Source organism: Janthinobacterium foliorum, assembly GCF_978021625.1.
Window position 1 is genome coordinate 58,127 of the sequence record NZ_CDXDQE010000015.1, and the last position, 18,458, is coordinate 76,584.

Sequence of the window (18,458 nt, forward strand, 5' to 3'; positions counted from 1 at the left end):
GGTTTTCATGACGGCGCGCAGACGCCGGATGTTGCACCGAGTAAGACCATCATAAAAAAGGAGACAAGTGTGTTTATAGATATGAAGAAATCCCGCATGGCGGCCATCCTGTCGGCCATGCCCGCCTTGCTGGCCCTGTCCGCGTGCGGCGGCGGCAGCGACAGCGCTGGCGCCACGCCGGCCGCCCTCGCTGCCGTGCAGGTCAGCCAGAGCGTCGACCGCAGCAGCGCATCGGTGGGCGACCGCATCACGTGGACCATGACCGCCAGCAACAAGGGTGCCGGCGCCACGACGGGCGCCGTGACCCTGGTGTCCAGCGTGCCCGCCAATATCAGCGGCATCAGCGTGACGGCCACGGGCGCCAGCTGCGGCCCCGCCGTCAGCACGCTCACCTGCACCATCCCCGAGGGTCTGGCCGCCGGCGCCAGCGCCAGCGTGGTGCTGTCCGCCACGGCCACGGGCGCGGTCAAGCTGGCCAGCAATGTGGTGGCCAGCGGCCCTGACGCGCCCGCATGCGCCACGCCGGCCGCCTGCGCCACGGCCACCGATGTGACGGTGGCGGCCGTGCCGAACGTCAGCGTGACGGCCAGCGTCGACAAGGCCAGCGCCATCGTCGGCGACAAGCTGGCGTGGACCATCAAGGCCAGCAATGGCGGCAACGCGGCCACGACGGGCGCCGTGACCCTGGCGACCAGTTTGCCGGCCGGTATCAGCGGCGCCAGCGTGACGGCCACGGGCGCCAGCTGCGCCGCCATCACCGGCAATAGCCTGAACTGCAGCATCGCCGCCGGCCTGGCGCCGAATGCCAGCGCCAGCGTGGTCGTCACCGCCAGCGCGGCGGCGGCGGGCAGCCTGGCCACGACGGTGGTGCCAGCCGGCGCGAATGCCAGCTGCGCCACGCCGGCCGCGTGTACCACCAGCACCAGCGTGACGGCCACGGCCATGCCCAAGGTGCTCGTCAGCAGCACGGCCGACAAGGCCACGGCCAACGTGGGCGATACCATTACCTGGACGATCAAGGCCGTCAACAGCGGTTCCGGCCCGACCACGGCGGCGTTCACCCTGGTCGATACCTTGCCGGCGAGTGTCAGCGGCGTGACGGTGACGCCGGCGGGCGCCAGCTGCGGCGCACCGGGCGCCAATCTCAGCTGCAGCGTGCCGGCCGGCCTGGCCGTGGGCGCCACGGCCAGCGTGCGCATCGCCGCCGTGGCGGGTGCCGCGGGCAGCCTGGTCAACACCGTGACGCCGGGCGCTGGCGCCAGCTGTGCCACGGTCGCCGATTGCACCAGCACGACCGTGGTGGCGTCGCCCGTGGTGGCATCGACGGCGACGCGGCCGCAACTGGACGCCGCCACCGCGGCCCCGCTGACGCCCGTGAAATACCTGGCGCAGGGCGGCAAGAGCTTGCCGATGAGTTCCTTGCCGGTGGATAACTGGGACCCGACGGCCGGTGTTGGCGACGTCAGCACGTTTACGGCGCAATTCACCGTGGATGCGGCCGGCAAGAGCGACGCCAGCAATTTCGTCACGGTCCAGGCGGCCATGGATGCGGCCATTGCACTGGGCAATAAAGTGCCCCCCGTGTTTATCCGCGTCAAGCCTGGCACTTACCGCGAAACCGTCTGCCTGCCCAGCAGCGGCACGCCGGCCATCCGCTTGTATAGCCTCGACAGCGATGCCTCGCACACGGTGATCGTGTTTAACAACGGCAACCCGACTGTCGATGCGTCCAAGACCAACGGCAACAAGTGCAACAGTTCGCCGGCCAACCCCATCGGCACCAGCGGCAGCGCCACCTTTGCCGTGAATGCGGCCGATTTCCAGGCGAAAAACATTACGTTCGCCAATGACTACGTGAAAGGCAGCTTTGCCGGCAGCAACCAGTCGGCCGTTGCACTGATGACGCAGGGCGACAAGATCGTGCTGGAGAATGTGCGCCTGCTGGGCCATCAGGACACGTTCTACATGAAGAGCGGCAATATCGACCAGGTCTCGCGCATCTACGTCAAGGACAGCTATATCGAGGGCGACGTGGACTTCATCTTCGGACGCGGCACGGCCGTGCTGGACAATTGCACCATCCATACCCTGAACACGGGCAATGGCAACGGCTATGTCACGGCGGCCAGCACGGATTACCGCAACAGCTACGGCTTCCTCATCACCAACAGCCGCTTCACGGCGGAAACGGGCACGCCGACGGGGCAGATCTACCTGGGCCGCGCCTGGGACGAGGGCGTCTCCAGCCTGGCCGCGTATGGCGCCACCTCGCCGAATGGCCAGGTCGTCATCCGCAATTCGGTGTTGGGCGAGCACATCCGCAAAGCCGATCCGTGGGGCGAATCCACGGCCACGCGTCCCTACAGTTCCGTGCCGTCGGGGGCCTTGCCGGCGAATCGCCTGTTTGAATATGGCAATACGGGTCCCGGCAATGGCAACTAGGGGCACAGGGGCCTAAGCGCCCGTCCACCGCGCCGCGCTGGCCTGCAGGCAAGCGCGGCGCTGTCGCGGCGGCCCCGCGACGCGTTACAATACGGGGTTTGCAACTGAATATAGAAGGTGTGCCGTGAATTTCATCAATAAATTATCCGCCGCATGGACGGCCAATAATTCCCTGCTGTGCGTGGGCCTGGACCCCGACCTGGCGAAACTGCCGGCCGAACTGCGCGACGCGCCCGATGGAATCACCACCTTTTGCACGCGCATCATCGACGCCACGGCCGACCTGGCCTGCGCCTTCAAGCCGCAGATCGCCTATTTTGGCGCGCTGGGCGCGGAAAAGCAGCTGGAAGACATCTGCCGCTACGTGCGCGAACATTATCCGCACATCCCGCTGATCCTCGACGCCAAGCGGGGCGACATCGGCGCCACGGCCACGCAGTACGCGCGCGAAGCGTTCGAGCGCTACGGCGCCGACGCCGTCACCGTCAACCCCTACATGGGCGAGGATTCGCTCGACCCCTACCTGGCGTGGGCAGACCGCGGCGTGATCATCCTGTGCCGCACCTCGAACCCGGGCGGCTCGGACCTGCAATTCCTCGACACGGATGGCGTGCCCCTGTACCAGCGCGTGGCGCGCCTGGTGGCCGAGAAGTGGAACAAGAACGGCCAGTGCGCGCTCGTCGTCGGCGCCACCTTCCCGGAAGAACTGGCGCAAGTGCGCGCCATCGTCGGCGACATGCCGCTGCTGGTGCCCGGCATCGGCGCCCAGGGCGGCGACATTGCCGCCACCGTCGGCGCTGGCCGGACGGCCAATGGCATGGGCATGATGATCAGCTCATCGCGCGCCATCATCTACGCCACGCCGCAAGCGGGCGAAGACTTCGCCGACGCGGCCCGCCGCGTGGCCATCGAAACGCGCGATGCGATCAATGCGCACCGTTCGGTTTAAATTGCATGCATAAAAAATGCCGGGCTAGCCCGGCATTGTTCATTGGTCGGTCGGCTTGGCCGCATGGCGTAAGCCGACATGAGTCGTCGTCGGCACTTGTCGGATTACGCTTCGCTAATCCGACCTACCCGACTTCGGTGTAACTAATCGCGCATGGGCGCGACCAGCTCCGCGTAGTCGTACAGCTCGCCCAGAATCTCTTCTCCCCGCTCATCGACCGATTCCGACAAGGTATCGATTTCTGTAAACAGCATTTCGATGGTGCGGGCACCGCCGTCGCCGTCGAACAGGCGGGCGGCGCGGTGCTGTTCCCAGCGCAGGCTTTCCGCTTCGCTCAGCGTTTGCGGGAAATTGCGGGCGCGGTAGCGGAACAGCAGTTCCTGCAGGCGCTCGTCGGCGAACGACGGGCGGGCCGTGGCCAGCTTGGCCGGCGTGTCGCGGCGCAGGGATTCGAGCAGGCGGCGGTCATCGTTGCTGACAAAACCATTGTACAAATCCTCATCCACGTCCAGGGCCGTGCTGGCGCCCGGGCGCTGGAACACTTCGGCCCAGATCGCATCCATGTTGGGCGCCGAGGCGGCCAGCCGGGCGTTGACCTTGGCGGCATCCACGTCGATGCCCCATTGCGCCGCCATGGCGGGCGACAAGGTCTTTAAGTTGCCCACCAGCATGGGTGACTTGTTCAGGTGCACGCTTTTCACGGGCAGGCGCGTCATGCCTTCGGGCATGGCGTCCTTGCGCGTAAACAGGCGCGTGCGGATGGTATCGGCGTCCAGTTCGAACAGCTCGCGCGGGTCATGGGCGCAATCCCAGACGAGGATTTCGTTTTTATTGCTCGGATGCGTGGCCAGCGGCCAGACGATGCCCAGGCAGCCCCGCTCGGCCGGGAACATGCCGGACACGTGCAGGAAAGGCTGGCGCTCGCCGGCGGCCAGGTGCATGCCCATTTCGCTGGCGACCTTGTCCTTCTTGTGCAGGGCCAGGCAGAATTCGAACAGCTTCGGCTGCCTTTCCTTGATCAGGCGGGCCAGGGCGATGGTGGCGCGCACGTCGGACAGCGCATCGTGCGCCGCTTCGTGCACCAGGCCGTTGGCCTTGCTCAGGTGTTCCAGTTTGAAACTGGTCTGGCCGTCGTCGCGCTTCGGCCATTCGATGCCTTCCGGGCGCAGCGCATGCGTCATGCGCACCACGTCGAGGATATCCCAGCGGCCGCAATGGTTCTTCCATTCGCGCGCATACGGATCGATCAGGTTGCGCCAGAACAGGAAGCGCGTGACTTCATCGTCGAAGCGGATGGTGTTGTAGCCCACGCCGATGGTGCCCGGTTCCGAGAAGGCCGCCTCGATGGTGGCGGCGAACTGGTGCTCGGGCACGCCCAGCTGCAGGCATTGCTGCGGCGTGATGCCCGTGATCAGGCACGATTGCGGGTCGGGCAGGAAATCATTGGCAGGCTGGCAATACAGCATGATGGGCTCGCCGATCTCGTTCAGGTCGGCGTCCGTGCGGATGGCGGCGAACTGCGCCGGGCGGTCGCGGCGCGGCTGGGCGCCAAAGGTTTCGTAGTCGTGCCAAAGGAAAGTCTGGGTAGTCATTGATGGTCGTTGCTTGCTTAATTGTTATCTGGTGTGTTATCTGGTTCTGCGGGCCGTTCGCAGCCGCCGCTTCAGTTTTCTGAAAACCTGCCGATACTACACGAGAGGATGGTCATCGTTGCGGTTCCCGCATGGTGGCATACATTGTCCGTTCAAGGAGGCTTATCGTGTCAATTCCCATCGCCACAGGCGCCAATTCCGCCTCTTCCCTGAGTTCCGTCAGTAGCAGTGCTGCCGGCAAGGAAGAAAAAGTCCAGCAAAAGGACGCCAGCAACACTGAAATGAGCGTTAACGACCGCAGCAAACTGCAATTGAATGCCTCCATCATGCAGGCATCGCTGAACGTGTCGATCGGTTCGGAAAACGAGCCGCTGGCGCTGCTGTACAAGACCGCCATCACGAACATCAATGAAGCGCTGAAAGGCCAGTATGGCGACGATGCGATCCAGAACGCGGCGTCGCAGGACAACAGCGCCGAAGCGACGGCGAACCGCATTGTATCGTTGTCGACGGGCTTTTTCGACGCGTTCAAGAAGCAGAATCCCGACCTGGACGACGATGCGGCCCTGAGCAAGTTCATGGACACCATCAGCGGCGGCATGGAAAAAGGCTTCAAGGAAGCGCGCGACATCCTGGGTGGCTTGAAAGTGCTGGGTGGCGATATCGCCGGCAATATCGACAAGACGTATGAACTGGTGCAGAAGGGCTACGCGGACTTCGTTGCAGCGCACAGCAGCAAGAAGGATGATGCTGCCAAGCCAGCCGACAGCAAGGCCGCCTGATTATTATTACGCCGTAAGCGGCTGAGAAAATGCGCAGGGCCAGGCGCATTGCCGAAGGCAGTACGAATGTACGACGAGGCAGTGCAACGACGCCATGGGCTTTTTATCAGGTGCTTACGCGGTTGCGTCCGCCGGCCTTGGCGCGGTACAGCGCCGCGTCGGCCGCCGCGATCAGGCCGTGGTCGTCCTGCTCCGGCGCCAGGCTGGCCACGCCGAAGGAGCCCGTGATGTGCGGCAGCGCGCTGCGCATGTCGGCAAAGATCACGGCTTGCTGCATGCGCTCGCACAGGCGCTCGGCCACGCGCAGGGCCACGTGTTCATTCGTGTCGGGCAAGATCACCATGAGTTCCTCGCCGCCGTAGCGCACGGCAAAATCCGTGGGCCGCAGGGCCGCGCCCAGCACTTGCGCGGCGATGCGCAGGGCCTGGTCGCCCGCCTGGTGGCCATGCGTGTCGTTGAAGCGCTTGAAATGGTCGAGGTCTATCATCACCAGCGACAGGGGCGCGGCGCTGCCGTGGGCCGTGACGATCATGTTTGGCAGCAAGTCCGTCAGCCAGGCGCGGTTGTACAAGCCCGTCAGGCTGTCGACCATCGATAGCTGGCGGTAGAACTCGCCCAGTTTCTGGCGCCGGCGCAGCAGGGCATTGGCGGCGCGGATGCGGAAGGACAGCAGGCGCAACAGGTTGCGCGCCAGGCCGTTCGACTGTTCGATCAATTCCCAGACGATGGCCGCGTCGATCACCAGCAAATCGGTTTCTTCCAATGCGGAAATAGCTGCCAGGTTGCTCGCTTCGTCGAGAACGGACTGTTCGCCCACGCTTTCGCCGGGCAAGACCTTGCTGACGGTGCCGTCATCCATGCCCGTGTGGGTGTCCGCGGCCACGGCCAGCGAGCCGCGCAGGACGATGTACAGACTGGCGCCGCGCGTGTCGGTGATGGCTTCGCCCGCTTCCAGGCGCATGACGGGGCAGGGCGCCAGCATGGCGGCCGTCCGGCTATCCGCTCCATCGCGAAATAGCTGTAAATCGCCGATGTTGCAGCCTGAAGCGCCGAAGTTGCCGATCTGTTCCACAGTCATACTTTCAAAAAGCCCGTGCCGCGCGTGCAGCGCGCCGGTCTCTTCATGATAGCGTAAAGCTGCCTCTACGGTAACGGTAAAGGCTTGCTTCCAGTAACTTTCTGTGAGAAATACGACAATTATTTCATTGTCGCGTTAATAAGTTGAAATGCTTGCAGTTTTGATATGACTGTTGTCGCGCAGGAAGGCAAAAGAGGAGGGCCGGATGCGCAAAGGCAGCCTTGAACGGCTGCCTCGTCTCTGGCTGGTGCTGCAGGTGGGAATTACTCGGCGGTTTCTTCCGCTTCGGCCGCATCGATCACGGCGTTCTTGCCGGTAGCGTGGCGTTTGCTGTCTTGCAGGCGGCCCAGGGCGCTATCGATGGCGCGTTTCAGTTTGTCGGTGGCGCCGGCAACGGATTGGTGCACGGTGGCGTTTTGTTCGGTGACGGCAATCGGCTGGTAGCCGGCGACACGGGCTTCCATGACGCAGCGGATATCATCGGCGCCGCCTTTCGGGCCATTCGTATCGCTGAGGTGGACTTCGATGCGGGTCAGGTTGTCGCGGAAGCGGCTCAGTGCGTTTTCAAGTACGGATTGCACATGTTCGTTCAGTCCAGCGGTGTTGGCGATGGTGCTGTCGGTATGAATATTGATTTGCATATGCTTACTCCTGTCAATTCAAAAAAAACCCATCTCAGGCGCCTTGCATGGCAGGGGTGAAACCCGCTGCCGGGGCGCGTCGGCGCCTGGTTCTTGCCTCATGTACTTGCGCCCTGTACATGACCTGTCTTACGTAACCCATCTTACTCCAGTTTCCACAATTTCAAGGGGCCTGCACGATTAAGATGCGCTTAACCCTGCACCCAGGTCAAGTTTCTCTGTTGAAATTTTTGAGCGCCTATCCATTGATGAGGCCAGCGGCAATATTGATCGACAAGCCCAGCACGACAAGGTTGAAGAAAAAGCTCAGCACGGATTGCCCCAGCACGATCTGCCGCATCAGGCGTGTCTGCACGGTCACGTCCGACGTCTGCACGGCCACGGCGATGGTGAAGGCGAAGTAGAGGAAATCCCAGTAATCGGGATTTTCTTCATCGTCGGGGAATTTCAGGGGGCGCTTGTGCGGATCGGCCTGGTAATACAGGTGGGCGTAATGAAAGCAGAACAGGGTGCCGACGAGAAACCAGGAGCCGACCAGCGTGAGGATCGTCAGGCCATAGTGCAGCGCGCGCTCGTCCGGCGCCATGTCTTTCATCGAGGACAGCTGCGAGACGATGGCTGCCAGGCTCATCACGGAAGCCACCGACAGGGCCGACAAGACCGTGGCGGCACGCTCATCCTGGCGTTGCGCCATGGCCTTGACCTTGTGATGGTTGGCGCGCATCATCATCCAGGCCATGGTTGCCAGGTAGAACCAGACGGCCACGTTCCACGCCGTCAGCAGCCGCGTCATCTGTTGCCAGGACGCGGGCAGCAGCAGGCCGGCCGCCACGCCGATGGCCGTGGCCAGGCTCAGGTGGGGGCGGCTGCGGATGAAGCTGTGAAACGGGAGGGTGATTTTCATGGCGCCGGATGGTCAGTGTCGATAGCGCATCTTAGCCCTTAACTTGTTGCCGTGGCGGCCGTCCTGGCCGCCGCTTCCTTCTCGTGGTGGGGAAAACGGTCCATGCGCGACAGCACGGGGAACAGCACGGCCCACACGCCCGTCACGGCCAGGGTGGCGGCACCGCCGAAGAGCACGGCGCGCACCAGGCCGAACCAGCCGGCCGTCAGGCCCGACTCGAATTCGCCCAGCTCGTTCGAGGCGCCGATGAAGACGGCATTGACGGCGCTGACCCGGCCGCGGATGTCGTCCGGCGTTTCGAACTGCACCAGCAGGTGGCGGATGTAGACGCTGACCATGTCGCCGGCGCCCATCAGGAACAGCGCGGCCAGGGCCAGCGGGAAATAGCTGGTGCTGCCCAGCACCAGGGTGCCCAGGCCAAACACGGCCACGCCGCCGAACATCCAGGCGCCCACCTTGCGCGTGATGGGAAACATGGCCAGCGCGATCGAGCACAGCGCCGCGCCCGCCCCCGGCGCCGTGCGCAGCATGCCCAGGCCGCCGGGGCCGATGTGCAGCACGTCGTGCGCCAGCGCCGGCAGCAGGGCCGTGGCGCCGCCGAACAGCACGGCAAACAGGTCCAGCGAGATGGCGCCCAGCACGATGGGCCTGGACCAGACGAAACGCAGGCCTTCGAGCAGCGTGTGCCAGCTGACGGGTTCGCGTTTCACCACTTGCGGCGCCGGCGTGGTGGCGCGCATCAGCAGCACCGACAGCACCAGCAGGGCCGAGGAGATCAGATACACCACCTTGGGGCCGAAGTAGTACAGCAGGCCGCCCAGGGTGGGGCCAAGGATGATGGCCACGTGCGAACTGGACGAGCTGAGCGCCACGGCGCGGCTGAAGTGTTCCGTCGGCACCATGTTCACCAGCACGGCTTGCGTGGCCGGCATCATGAAGGCGCGCGCGCTGCCGAACAGCACCAGCACGGCAAACACGGGCCAGACGATGGACAGGCCGCTGAGGGTGAAGGCCAGCAGGGCCAGCGCGCAGGCCAGCTGCGCCGCCAGGCACCAGGCGATGATGTTGCGGCGGTTGTAGCGGTCGGCCACGTGCCCTGCCGGCAAAATCAATACGAGGAAGGGGGCGAATTGCGCCAGGCCGATCAGGCCCAGGTCGAACAGGCTGCCCGTGATCTGGTACACCTGCCAGCCGATGGCCACGCTTTGCATCTGCACGGCCAGGGTGCCCAGCACGCGGGCGGACAGGTAAAAGGCGAAGTTGCGGTGGCGCAGGATACGCAAGCCGTTGCCGGCGGAGGCGAGAGACATGAAATTTCCAGGAGCAGCGGGGTGGCAGGGACAAACGGGGCGGCAGCGGGTGCCGCCTCGGCAGCGTCCCGCTGTCTGGCAGGTGCTGCTTACTTGGCCAGGTCGGCTTCCGTGGTGAAGGCGTCGGCGTGGAACTCGTCGGCCGGCAACTGGCACAGCTGCACGAAATCGCGGTTGGCCGATTCCACCACGACCGGCGCGCCGCAGGCGTAGACCTGGTGCGCGGACATGTCGGGCAAGTCCGCCATCACGGCCTGGTGCACGAAGCCCGTGCGGCCGCTCCAGCCATCTTCCGGCAAGGCTTCCGACACGACGGGGACATACGTGAACTGCGGCAAGTCGGCGGCCCACTGGCGGCACAGCGCGTCCATGTACAGGTCGTGCGGACGGCGCGCGCCCCAGTACAGGGTGATCGGACGCGTGGATTTCTCGTTGATCATGTGCTCGACGATGGCTTTCAGCGGGGCGAAGCCCGTGCCCGAGGCCAGCAGCACGACGGGCTTGTCGCTGTCTTCGCGCAGGAAGAAGGTGCCCATCGGGCCTTCGAAGCGCAGGATGTCGCGTTCCTTCATGGTGCCAAACACCTGGTCGGTGAACAGGCCGCCCGGCATGTGGCGGATGTGCAGGCTCACGGGGCCGCCTTCGACGGGCGCGCTGGCCATGCTGTAGCTGCGGCGTTTGTTGTCGCGCAGCATGATTTCGATATACTGTCCGGCGCGGTAGTGCAGGCGCTCGCTGGCCGGCAATTGCAGGGTCAGCACGACGACGTCGGGCGCCACCTTTTCGATGGTGGTCACGCGCGACGGCATTTTCTTGATCGGGTAGTCGCTGCTGCCAGCCACTTCGCGCGCCTGCACCACCAGGTCGCCCTGGGGCACGGCGCAGCACAGCAGCGAATAGCCGGCGGCCGCTTCATCTTCCGTCAGGGAGCGGGCTTGATATGGCTTATGCTGTACGCTGCCGGACACGATCTTGCCCTTGCAGGAGCTGCAGGCACCGCTCTTGCAGCTGTAAGGCAGGCCGACGCCGGCGCGGATCGCCGCCGACAGGACGGTTTCGTCCGCTTCGCAGCTGAATTGGTGGCCGCTGGGCTGAACAGTAATTTGAAAAGTCATACAATCCTTGAGATGAAAAATATGTTAATGCCATCATTGCGCAAACGGACAGGCTTGCCGCGCCTGCTGATCCTCGGTTGCGGCGACGTCGGCATGCGGCTGCTGCCCCTGCTGCGCGGGCGCTTTCGCGTCTTTGCCGTCACCAGCCAGCCGGCGCGCTGCGCGCAGCTGCGCGCCGCTGGCGCCGTGCCCATCGTGGCCAACCTGGACGACCGCGCCAGCCTGCGACGGCTGGCCGGGCTGGCGTCCACGGTCGTGCACCTGGCGCCGCCCCTGTCGTCGGGCTTGCTGGACCGGCGCACGCGCAATCTGGCCGCCATTTTACCCGAGCATGCGCGCCTGGTGTATGTCAGCACCAGCGGCGTGTATGGCGATTGCGGCGGCGCAACGGTGGCGGAAACGCGGCCCGTGGCGCCCGCCAATGCGCGGGCCAAGCGGCGCGTGGACGCGGAGCAGGTCTTGCGCGAGTGGGGCGCGCGCCGCGGGGCCAGCGTGGCCATCCTGCGCGTGCCCGGCATTTACGCCGGCGACCGCCTGCCCCTGAAGCGCCTGCGCGAAGGCACGCCGGCGCTGGCCGCAGGCGATGACGTGTATACCAACCATATCCATGCCGACGACCTGGCGCGCATCATCGAGCGTGCCTTGTGGAAGGGGCGTCCGGGACGCGCCTACCACGCCAGCGACGACAGCGAATTGAAAATGGCCGAGTATTTCGACGCCGTGGCCGACACCTTTGGCTTGCCGCGTCCGCCGCGCCTGCCCCGCGCGCAGCTGCAGCAGGCGGTCACGCCGATGCTGCTGTCGTTCATGTCCGAGTCGCGCCGCATGGACAATGCGCGCATGAAACGCGAGCTGGGCGTGCGGCTGCGCTACCCGCGCGTGGCCGATGCCCTGCAATCGATGGCTGCCGACGGGGGCTGCATCGGGTAAAATGGCCGGTTACCCCGCATTATCGGCAGGCACGGCGCATGGCGCGGCGTGCCTGCAGCGCGCCATTCACTAAAGGAAGACAGCAATGACCACCCTCACTTACGAAGAATACCTGGACGAGGTCACCACCGTCCTGACCGAACTGTACGACCTCGACGACGACGCCGCCATCAAGCTGGTCGTGGCTGCCCAGGATGCCGAATTCTTCGTGCCGCACGATGCGCATGAAGCCATGCGCACCGTCGAGCAAGCCAAGAAAGACGCCGTGACCCTGTTCGAGCGCAAGCAGAACCGCCAGCAAACGCAGGAAAAGCAGCAGCAGCGCGTGCGCCAGCAAAAGAAGACCTGAAGTCGGCCACGCGGGTGACGCCGCGACGCCGGGGCGTTGTCATTGATGCAGCGCAAACGCGCCGTGGTGGCCTGGCGATATGGTGAGCAATGTCGTCACGCATTTCGCCTATTTGTGGCGGGCTGGACAGCTAGACACGCGACGATGGGTCCGGCCGGCAGGAGCCAGCGATGCATCCGATCAGCCATTGCATCAGTCATCCCAGCAAGGAACAGGTGCGCGCCTACATGCGCCGCCGCGAACGGGCGTTGCAGCCGCCGCCGCCGCCCGCTGAAATCCGCCGCCAGCTGGCCTGGTGCCGGGTCGATGCCAGCAGCGTGCATGCCAATATGTACGCGACGCCGGCCGGCATGGCCGCGCAAAGCTGGCATTTGTCAGTGGAAATAAATCGATTGGGCGCCCTCATGGCCATCGCCTGGCTGATGCACAGCGGCGTTCCCCACCGTAAAAATTGATGACTTGCAGCAAATTTTCTCAAATTGAGTTATCCTCTAGCACATTCCAAGTGCGTCAATTCTCTTCAATTATCACAATTTTGCTATAAGTTACGCAAAAATCAACAATAGCGTGTATTATGTTGTTTGCGGGATAAAAACCGCATAAGTGATGGCGCTTTTTAGTGTGTTTACCCTGAGTTATTGCAAAGGCGACATTCGGTCTCTTTTTTGCAGTAATACAACAAGTACGGATTTTTGATCATGTCTCTCAAACAAATTACCTCTTTGCCTACCTACAACCCGAATCGCGTGCTCGATGCGATCATCGACAAGCTGCAACTGAAAAATGATGCCGCCCTGTCGCGTGCACTGGAAGTGGCGCCACCCGTCATCAGCAAGATTCGTCACAATACCTTGCCGATCGGCGCCACGATCCTGATCCGCATGCATGAAATCAGCGATTTCAGCATCCGTGAACTGCGCGAACTGATGGCTGCCTAAGAGCGCCTGACAGACGGCAAACTGAGAGGTGCCGTCTGGGTAAGTCAGGCTTGCCGCGTGCGGCAGCCACATCTGCCTTCTGGTTTTCTATTGCGCGTCCGGGCTCAAGGCAGGACGATCGAGATAGAAACGCCCCGTTTCCAGGCCCGTCGAGGACGACTCGACCAGCGCTGCGGCCAGTGTGCCGGGCGCGCTGGAGAAGGCGGTCACTGCGGCCCCCGTGGCGCGGCCCGAGTATGCCGTCGCTTGCACCGCTGCACTGGAAAACGCTGCTTGCACGGCCCGGCCCGAATAGGCTGTCTGCGGCTGCACGGCGCGTCCCGAATACGCGGTCGCCTGCACCGCTGCACTGGAAAATGCCGTGCTCACGGCGCGTCCCGAGTACGCCGCCTGCACGGCGCGTCCAGAATAGGCTGCCTGCACGGCGCGTCCCGAATATGCCGTTTCTGCGCGGATGTAATCTTCCCCGAATGTTTCTTCGTACAGTTGCTTCATGCGCTCGCCGACGCGGTGGTGCGCCGCTTCGTCGTCTTCGCCGCGCAGCCCGATGTACGGGAAATGGTGCAGGAAGTAGCCGAATACCTGCTCGCAATCGGCCGCATACTTCAGCGTGTCGAGGATGTGGTAGTGCCAGAAGGTATCGACATCCATCAGCGGCGCCGTTTCTTCCTGTGGAAACTGTTTCATCAGGATCAGGAAGCGGCGATACTCGAACTCCACCGCATTGGCCTTCTCCAGGCTCCATCCCTCGCCGGATTCCCGGTGCATCAGCTTGACCTTGATCGCGTCCAAATTCAAATCGGCAATTGCCTTGAAACTGTCGTTCGTGTTCATGAGTGTCCTTTAAGTATCGTAAAAGAGCTGTGTGAGGAAAACGGCGGAAAGAGCGGGACTGGCTGGTGGCGTGGACTCCTGGCAGGTAGAAAAGGGTCTGGGCAATGACGGCCAGACATTAAGAATTGTTCTACATCAATATTGCATTGAATCACAAAATACGCAAGCTGAGCTTGCTTCAAGCGGGGGCGTGCCGGCCTTCAGGCGGGCGTGCGGCTGTCGTCCTGGTAGGGGAAGCGGGTGGCGTCGGCGCCCAGCGGCACGCTGACGTGCACGCTCATCCCCGTGCCGGGGCTGCTTTCGATGTGGAAAGTGCCGCCCAGTAACTTGATGCGTTCCTCGATGCCCACCAGGCCGAACGAGCCGAGCTTGTTGCGCCCGTCGATGGCCGCGCCCACGCCGTTGTCGCTGACGCTCATCGACACCGTGTCGCTGCACTTTTCCAGCTTGACCTGCACGCGGCTGGCGTTGGCATGCTGGGAAATATTGCTCAATGACTCTTGCAGGATGCGGAACAGGGCCGTTGCGCATTGATCGCTGAGGCAGATGTCGTCATGGCTTTCGCTGATTTCACAGGCGATGCCCGTGCGCAGGCGGAACTGCGCCACCTGCCACTCGACGGCCGCATTCACGCCCAGGTCCAGCACGGTGGGGCGCAAGTCGTTGATGATCTGCCGCACGCTCTTGATGGTGGCGTCGATCTGTTCCAGGGTGGAGCGGGCGCGGGCATTCAGGCGCGGATGGCCCCGCTGCGTGCGCGAGGCCAGCATGTCCGCGTCGATGCGCAGCACCAGCAGGTTCTGTCCCAAGTCGTCGTGAATTTCGCGCGCGATGCGCTTGCGTTCCTCTTCCTTGATCTGGTCGGCGTGGGCCGCCAGGCGCCGCAGTTTCTGGTGCGACAGTTGCAAGCGGATCTGGCTGGCCCGCAATTCTTCCGTCATGCCCCGCGCCATCTGGATGGCACTGCGGCGCGACGACGCCAGGGTGTGGAACAGGGTGTACAGCAGCATGGCGCTGCCAAAGCCCGCCAGCAGGGCCAGCCAGGGTAAAAAGGCATCGAAACGCGTGTACAGATCACTCTTGCGCACGCTGAACAATGCTTGCCAGACGCGGCCGTTGTGCTCGATCAGCATCGTGCTGCTCAGGTATTTCCCCGAGTTGCCGGGCTGCCACCACGGCGCATGCAGGCCCGCCGCCGAGCTGTCGAAGATAGGGCGCATGGTGTGCGGCAAGTCGAGTGGCGCGCGCGCCTGCGGGCCGATATCGAACAGGGTCAGGCGGACATTGCGCACCGGCATGTCGGCCAGCGCGCTGCGCACCATCGTCACCAGGTCGTAGCCGATGCCGACGGAGCCCTGATGCGCGGCGCGCCGCTGCTCGATGGTATCGGTCGGCATGCCGAGCCGGTACACGGGCAGGCGCATGGCCATGCCCGTCAGCTGAGGCCGGCCTTCCATCGGCACGGGGACGCCGGAATTGCTGATGCGGCCGGAATCGCGCGACTGTGCCAGCGCTTCGGCGATCAGGGGCCGCGACGCGATGTCATAGCCATATTTGTCGGCGGCGCTGGCGATCGGTTCGATGTACACCAGCACGGAATAGTGCTCGCGGGGGCCGGGGGGGTGGATGGCAAAGGCGGGATAGCCGTCGCGCCCGGGCGGATAATCGCGCTGCATGGCCGCTTCGAACGCGGGGCGCTGGGCTTCGTCCAGGTCGCGGCTATAGTTCAGGTTCATCACGCCAGGGTAATGCTGCTGCAGCGCCATGTTGGCCACGTAGCGGTGGAATTGCTCGCGGCTCACAAAGTCATTGGCGCGGAACAGGCTGGCCGCGCCGCGCAGCAGGTTGGCATAGGACTGCACGCGCGATTCGATATTTTGGCGGGCATTGCGCGCCAGATTGTTGAACAGGTCACTGGCATCGTTTTCGATCGACAGCGAGGTGGCCATGTAGAACAGCAGGCCCACCATCATCGAGATTACAAAGCCGAGCAGCCAGAGCGGCTTTTTTTCAGCAGATAACTGGTGCTCGCCGGCAGTAGAGGACATCGCAATCCGCATCAGGTGGTGGAATCGGGTGCCGCCTGGGGGGCGGTGGCTTTGCTGCTTGCACAAACGCTATGCCAATTGCAAATTGCGCAATAGCTGCACAATATACAAAACTATCGTCAATATAGTCAACAGGCAATATTTCCTTGGTGATACAGATGTTGCCGATATATCGCTGAAACAAAAAAAACCGCCGTAGCGGTTTTTTTTGAGCGGGAGCCGTGATGCCCTTACTTGGCCGGCTGCCAGCTGTCTTTCAGGGTGACGATGCGGTTGAAGACGGGCTTGCCTGGCTGGCTGTCGACCCGGTCTGCCGCGAAATAGCCGTGGCGCTCGAACTGGAAGCGCTGTTCCGGTTGCGCCAGCTCCGCGCCCGGTTCCAGCCATGCCTGCACCACTTCCTTGGCCAACGGATTCAGGGCCAGCTTGAAGTCCTTGCCGCCCGCGTCCGGCTGCGGGTCCGTGAACAGGCGGTCGTACAGGCGCACTTCGGCGGGAATCGCCGTCGGTGCGCTGACCCAGTGCATATTGCCCTTGACCTTGTAGTTGGCGCTGCCTTCCGTGCCCGACTTGCTGTCCGGGAAGTAGGTGCAATGCACGGCGATGACCTTGCCGCTTTCATCCTTGTCAAAGCCGGTGCACTCGACCACGTAGCCGTAGCGCAGGCGCACGCGGCTGCCCGGCTTGTCGTCGATGGGCGGATACAGGCGGAAATAGCCTTTATTTGGCACTTCCATGAAGTCGTCTTCCTCGATCCACAGCTCGCGCGAAATGGGGAAGGTGCGCAAGCCCCGCTCCGGGAAGTGCGGATGCACGGGCGCCGTGCATTCCACGCTGTCGTTTTCAGGGAAATTGTCGATGATCAGCTTCAACGGACGCAGTACGGCCACCGTGCGCGGCGCCTTCGGATCGAGGTCTTCGCGCAGACAGCCTTCCAGCACGCTGTAGTCGATCCAGCCGTCGGACTTGGTCACGCCCGTGCGTTCGCACATCAGCTGGATGGCTTCCGGCGTGTAGCCGCGGCGGCGCATGCCCACCAGGGTCGGCATGCGGGGGTCGTCCCAGCCGTCGACGATCTTTTCTTCCACCAGCTGGCGCAGCTTGCGCTTGCTGGTGACGATATAGGTCAGGTTCAGGCGCGAGAATTCGAACTGGCGCGGCACGGGCTGCTTGAAGAAGCCGCCGGCGGCCAGGGTTTCCAGCAGCCAGTCGTAGAACGGGCGGTGATCCTGGAATTCGAGCGTGCAGATCGAATGCGTGATGTTTTCCAGCGCGTCCGAGATCGGGTGCGTGTAGTCGTACATCGGATAGATGCACCAGGCGTCGCCCGTGCGGTGGTGGTGCGCATGGCGGATGCGGTAGATGGCCGGGTCGCGCAAGTTCATGTTCGGCGAACTCATGGCATCTTCGCTCATCTTCGCGCGCAGGATATGCTCGCCATCCTTGAACTGGCCCGCCTTCATGGCGCGGAACAGGGCCAGCGATTCATCGCGCGGACGGTCGCGGAACGGCGAATTCTTGCCGGCCTGGCCGAAATTGCCGCGGTTGGCGGCCATGTCTTCGGCGCTCTGGCTGTCCACGTAGGCAAAACCGGCCGTGATCAGGTATTCGGCCATCGCGTACAGCTGGTCGAAATAATCGCTCGCGTAGTGCAGGTGGCTCTGGCCGTCGGCATGCTTCGGTTCCCAGTCAAAACCCAGCCATTTCACGCTGTCCATGATGGTGTCGACGTATTCCTGCTCTTCCTTGGCCGGATTGGTGTCGTCGAAGCGCAGGTTGCACTGGCCGGCGTAATCGCGCGCCAGGCCGAAGTTGACGCAGATCGACTTGGCGTGGCCCACGTGCAGGTAGCCGTTCGGCTCCGGCGGGAAACGCGTGATCACCTGGGGCAGGCCGGGACGCACATGGGTGCCGGCGGCCAGGTCGGCTTCGATGATGTTACGCAAGAAATTGGGCGCCAGCGCTGGCGCGGCGGTATTCGGTTTATCGTTGCTCATTGATCAATGCGGAAGAGTGACAGTAAAGAGCATTTTACCGTACCGCCAGCGCTTTATAAGCACGTATTTGGCCGCATATCCCGGCATGCAGGCGACGCGGGCGCCGTTCTATAGGATAATTCGTCTTTAATTAGTAGAAATTCGCGCCTCCGGAGCCTTTTATGGAAAATTTATATAACGTCCTCGGTGTCGCGCCCAATGCCAGCGACGATGAAATCAAGAAGGTTTACCGTTCGCTGGCCATGCGCTTCCACCCCGACCGCAACCAGGCCCCCGGCGCCGAGGCCCGCTTCAAGAGCGTGACCAAGGCGTATGAAATCCTGGCCGATCCGGCCAAGCGCGCCGAATACGACCAGAGCGTGAACCACCGCATCATCATCGATCCGGAAGCGGAAGCCTATGCCCTGTGGTGCGGCGTGTTCCGCCTCCACGGCACGGTCCTTCCCGCTGATTGAGGGCATCTCACATAAGCTACTGCGCGTCGTGATTTGCGGCCTGCGATGCTCACCGGCTCGGCGCCCCCGTACTAAACTACGGTTGCGCTTCTTG

Annotated in this window: 17 protein-coding genes; 8 read left to right on the top strand and 9 right to left on the bottom strand. The window is 63.4% G+C overall.

Translation table 11 applies throughout. The features are described from left to right. The first annotated feature begins 69 nt into the window (after positions 1-69). Both ACZ92H_RS24795 and pyrF read left to right on the top strand, forming a co-directional pair. A complete protein-coding gene (locus ACZ92H_RS24795; protein WP_465051374.1) occupies positions 70-2,442 on the top strand; it encodes a pectinesterase family protein in 2,373 nt (790 codons plus the stop codon). A gap of 124 nt (positions 2,443-2,566) precedes the next feature. Continuing rightward, entirely contained in the window at positions 2,567-3,391 is an 825-nt protein-coding gene (gene pyrF / locus ACZ92H_RS24800) for an orotidine-5'-phosphate decarboxylase (protein WP_131374009.1), read from the top strand. A 143-nt stretch (positions 3,392-3,534) separates the two neighbouring features. Here pyrF and sbcB read toward each other — a convergent pair whose 3' ends face one another. Next, positions 3,535-4,983, bottom strand: a complete 1,449-nt coding sequence (sbcB, locus tag ACZ92H_RS24805) for an exodeoxyribonuclease I (protein ID WP_465051375.1) — start codon at positions 4,981-4,983, stop codon at positions 3,535-3,537. A 167-nt stretch (positions 4,984-5,150) separates the two neighbouring features. Here sbcB and ACZ92H_RS24810 point away from each other — a divergent pair, with 167 nt between their 5' ends. Next, positions 5,151-5,765, top strand: coding sequence for a DUF5610 domain-containing protein (locus ACZ92H_RS24810; RefSeq protein WP_465051376.1), 615 nt, complete (start codon positions 5,151-5,153; stop codon positions 5,763-5,765). 106 nt (positions 5,766-5,871) lie between these two features. Here the strand turns inward: ACZ92H_RS24810 and ACZ92H_RS24815 are convergent, their stop codons facing one another. The 5 genes from ACZ92H_RS24815 to ACZ92H_RS24835 form a co-directional block, all read right to left on the bottom strand. Further along, positions 5,872-6,837 carry a GGDEF domain-containing protein gene (locus tag ACZ92H_RS24815; RefSeq protein WP_465051458.1) on the bottom strand — a complete coding sequence of 322 codons (966 nt, stop codon included), beginning with the start codon at positions 6,835-6,837 and terminating at the stop codon, positions 5,872-5,874. A 269-nt stretch (positions 6,838-7,106) separates the two neighbouring features. Further along, positions 7,107-7,484 carry an HPF/RaiA family ribosome-associated protein gene (locus tag ACZ92H_RS24820; protein ID WP_131374005.1) on the bottom strand — a complete coding sequence of 126 codons (378 nt, stop codon included), beginning with the start codon at positions 7,482-7,484 and terminating at the stop codon, positions 7,107-7,109. 238 nt (positions 7,485-7,722) lie between these two features. Next, on the bottom strand, positions 7,723-8,388 hold the full coding sequence (locus ACZ92H_RS24825; protein ID WP_131374003.1) for a DUF1345 domain-containing protein: 666 nt from the start codon (positions 8,386-8,388) through the stop codon (positions 7,723-7,725). Positions 8,389-8,426: 38 nt separating this feature from the next. After that, on the bottom strand, positions 8,427-9,698 hold the full coding sequence (locus tag ACZ92H_RS24830; RefSeq protein ID WP_465051377.1) for an MFS transporter: 1,272 nt from the start codon (positions 9,696-9,698) through the stop codon (positions 8,427-8,429). 89 nt (positions 9,699-9,787) lie between these two features. Beyond that, positions 9,788-10,813 (bottom strand): CDP-6-deoxy-delta-3,4-glucoseen reductase, encoded by a 1,026-nt coding sequence (locus tag ACZ92H_RS24835; RefSeq protein WP_131373999.1) that lies wholly within the window; start codon positions 10,811-10,813, stop codon positions 9,788-9,790. Between the two features lie 27 nt (positions 10,814-10,840). On the opposite strand from ACZ92H_RS24835, the gene ACZ92H_RS24840 reads away from it, so the two are divergent. The 4 genes from ACZ92H_RS24840 to ACZ92H_RS24855 all read left to right on the top strand — a co-directional run bounded on the left by ACZ92H_RS24840 (position 10,841) and on the right by ACZ92H_RS24855 (position 13,030). Then, positions 10,841-11,743, top strand: a complete 903-nt coding sequence (locus tag ACZ92H_RS24840) for an SDR family oxidoreductase (RefSeq protein ID WP_465051378.1) — start codon at positions 10,841-10,843, stop codon at positions 11,741-11,743. A gap of 85 nt (positions 11,744-11,828) precedes the next feature. Then, positions 11,829-12,092, top strand: coding sequence for a hypothetical protein (locus ACZ92H_RS24845; protein ID WP_131373994.1), 264 nt, complete (start codon positions 11,829-11,831; stop codon positions 12,090-12,092). Between the two features lie 170 nt (positions 12,093-12,262). After that, entirely contained in the window at positions 12,263-12,547 is a 285-nt protein-coding gene (locus ACZ92H_RS24850; RefSeq protein ID WP_131373992.1) for a hypothetical protein, read from the top strand. Positions 12,548-12,790: 243 nt separating this feature from the next. After that, positions 12,791-13,030: a hypothetical protein gene (locus ACZ92H_RS24855; RefSeq protein ID WP_029496207.1), complete on the top strand. Its 240-nt coding sequence runs from the start codon at positions 12,791-12,793 to the stop codon at positions 13,028-13,030. Between the two features lie 87 nt (positions 13,031-13,117). On the opposite strand, the gene ACZ92H_RS24860 is transcribed toward ACZ92H_RS24855, so the two are convergent. From ACZ92H_RS24860 to ACZ92H_RS24870, 3 genes are all read right to left on the bottom strand, one after another. After that, positions 13,118-13,864 carry a glycine-rich domain-containing protein gene (locus ACZ92H_RS24860; protein WP_465051379.1) on the bottom strand — a complete coding sequence of 249 codons (747 nt, stop codon included), beginning with the start codon at positions 13,862-13,864 and terminating at the stop codon, positions 13,118-13,120. 200 nt (positions 13,865-14,064) lie between these two features. Continuing rightward, positions 14,065-15,912: a sensor histidine kinase gene (locus ACZ92H_RS24865; protein ID WP_465051380.1), complete on the bottom strand. Its 1,848-nt coding sequence runs from the start codon at positions 15,910-15,912 to the stop codon at positions 14,065-14,067. A gap of 230 nt (positions 15,913-16,142) precedes the next feature. Beyond that, a complete protein-coding gene (locus ACZ92H_RS24870) occupies positions 16,143-17,909 on the bottom strand; it encodes a glutamine--tRNA ligase/YqeY domain fusion protein (protein ID WP_465051381.1) in 1,767 nt (588 codons plus the stop codon). A gap of 161 nt (positions 17,910-18,070) precedes the next feature. Here ACZ92H_RS24870 and ACZ92H_RS24875 point away from each other — a divergent pair, with 161 nt between their 5' ends. After that, entirely contained in the window at positions 18,071-18,364 is a 294-nt protein-coding gene (locus ACZ92H_RS24875; RefSeq protein WP_010395442.1) for a DnaJ domain-containing protein, read from the top strand. Positions 18,365-18,458: the final 94 nt, after the last annotated feature.

Coding starts and splice junctions, on each gene's coding strand:
- sbcB (WP_465051375.1), bottom strand. CDS start 4,983: ATGACTACCCAGACTTTCCTTTGGCACGACTACGAAACCTTTGGCGCC.
- ACZ92H_RS24820 (WP_131374005.1), bottom strand. CDS start 7,484: ATGCAAATCAATATTCATACCGACAGCACCATCGCCAACACCGCTGGA.
- ACZ92H_RS24825 (WP_131374003.1), bottom strand. CDS start 8,388: ATGAAAATCACCCTCCCGTTTCACAGCTTCATCCGCAGCCGCCCCCAC.
- ACZ92H_RS24830 (WP_465051377.1), bottom strand. CDS start 9,698: ATGTCTCTCGCCTCCGCCGGCAACGGCTTGCGTATCCTGCGCCACCGC.
- ACZ92H_RS24835 (WP_131373999.1), bottom strand. CDS start 10,813: ATGACTTTTCAAATTACTGTTCAGCCCAGCGGCCACCAATTCAGCTGC.
- ACZ92H_RS24840 (WP_465051378.1), top strand. CDS start 10,841: ATGCCATCATTGCGCAAACGGACAGGCTTGCCGCGCCTGCTGATCCTC.
- ACZ92H_RS24845 (WP_131373994.1), top strand. CDS start 11,829: ATGACCACCCTCACTTACGAAGAATACCTGGACGAGGTCACCACCGTC.
- ACZ92H_RS24850 (WP_131373992.1), top strand. CDS start 12,263: ATGCATCCGATCAGCCATTGCATCAGTCATCCCAGCAAGGAACAGGTG.
- ACZ92H_RS24855 (WP_029496207.1), top strand. CDS start 12,791: ATGTCTCTCAAACAAATTACCTCTTTGCCTACCTACAACCCGAATCGC.
- ACZ92H_RS24860 (WP_465051379.1), bottom strand. CDS start 13,864: ATGAACACGAACGACAGTTTCAAGGCAATTGCCGATTTGAATTTGGAC.
- ACZ92H_RS24865 (WP_465051380.1), bottom strand. CDS start 15,912: ATGTCCTCTACTGCCGGCGAGCACCAGTTATCTGCTGAAAAAAAGCCG.
- ACZ92H_RS24870 (WP_465051381.1), bottom strand. CDS start 17,909: ATGAGCAACGATAAACCGAATACCGCCGCGCCAGCGCTGGCGCCCAAT.
- ACZ92H_RS24875 (WP_010395442.1), top strand. CDS start 18,071: ATGGAAAATTTATATAACGTCCTCGGTGTCGCGCCCAATGCCAGCGAC.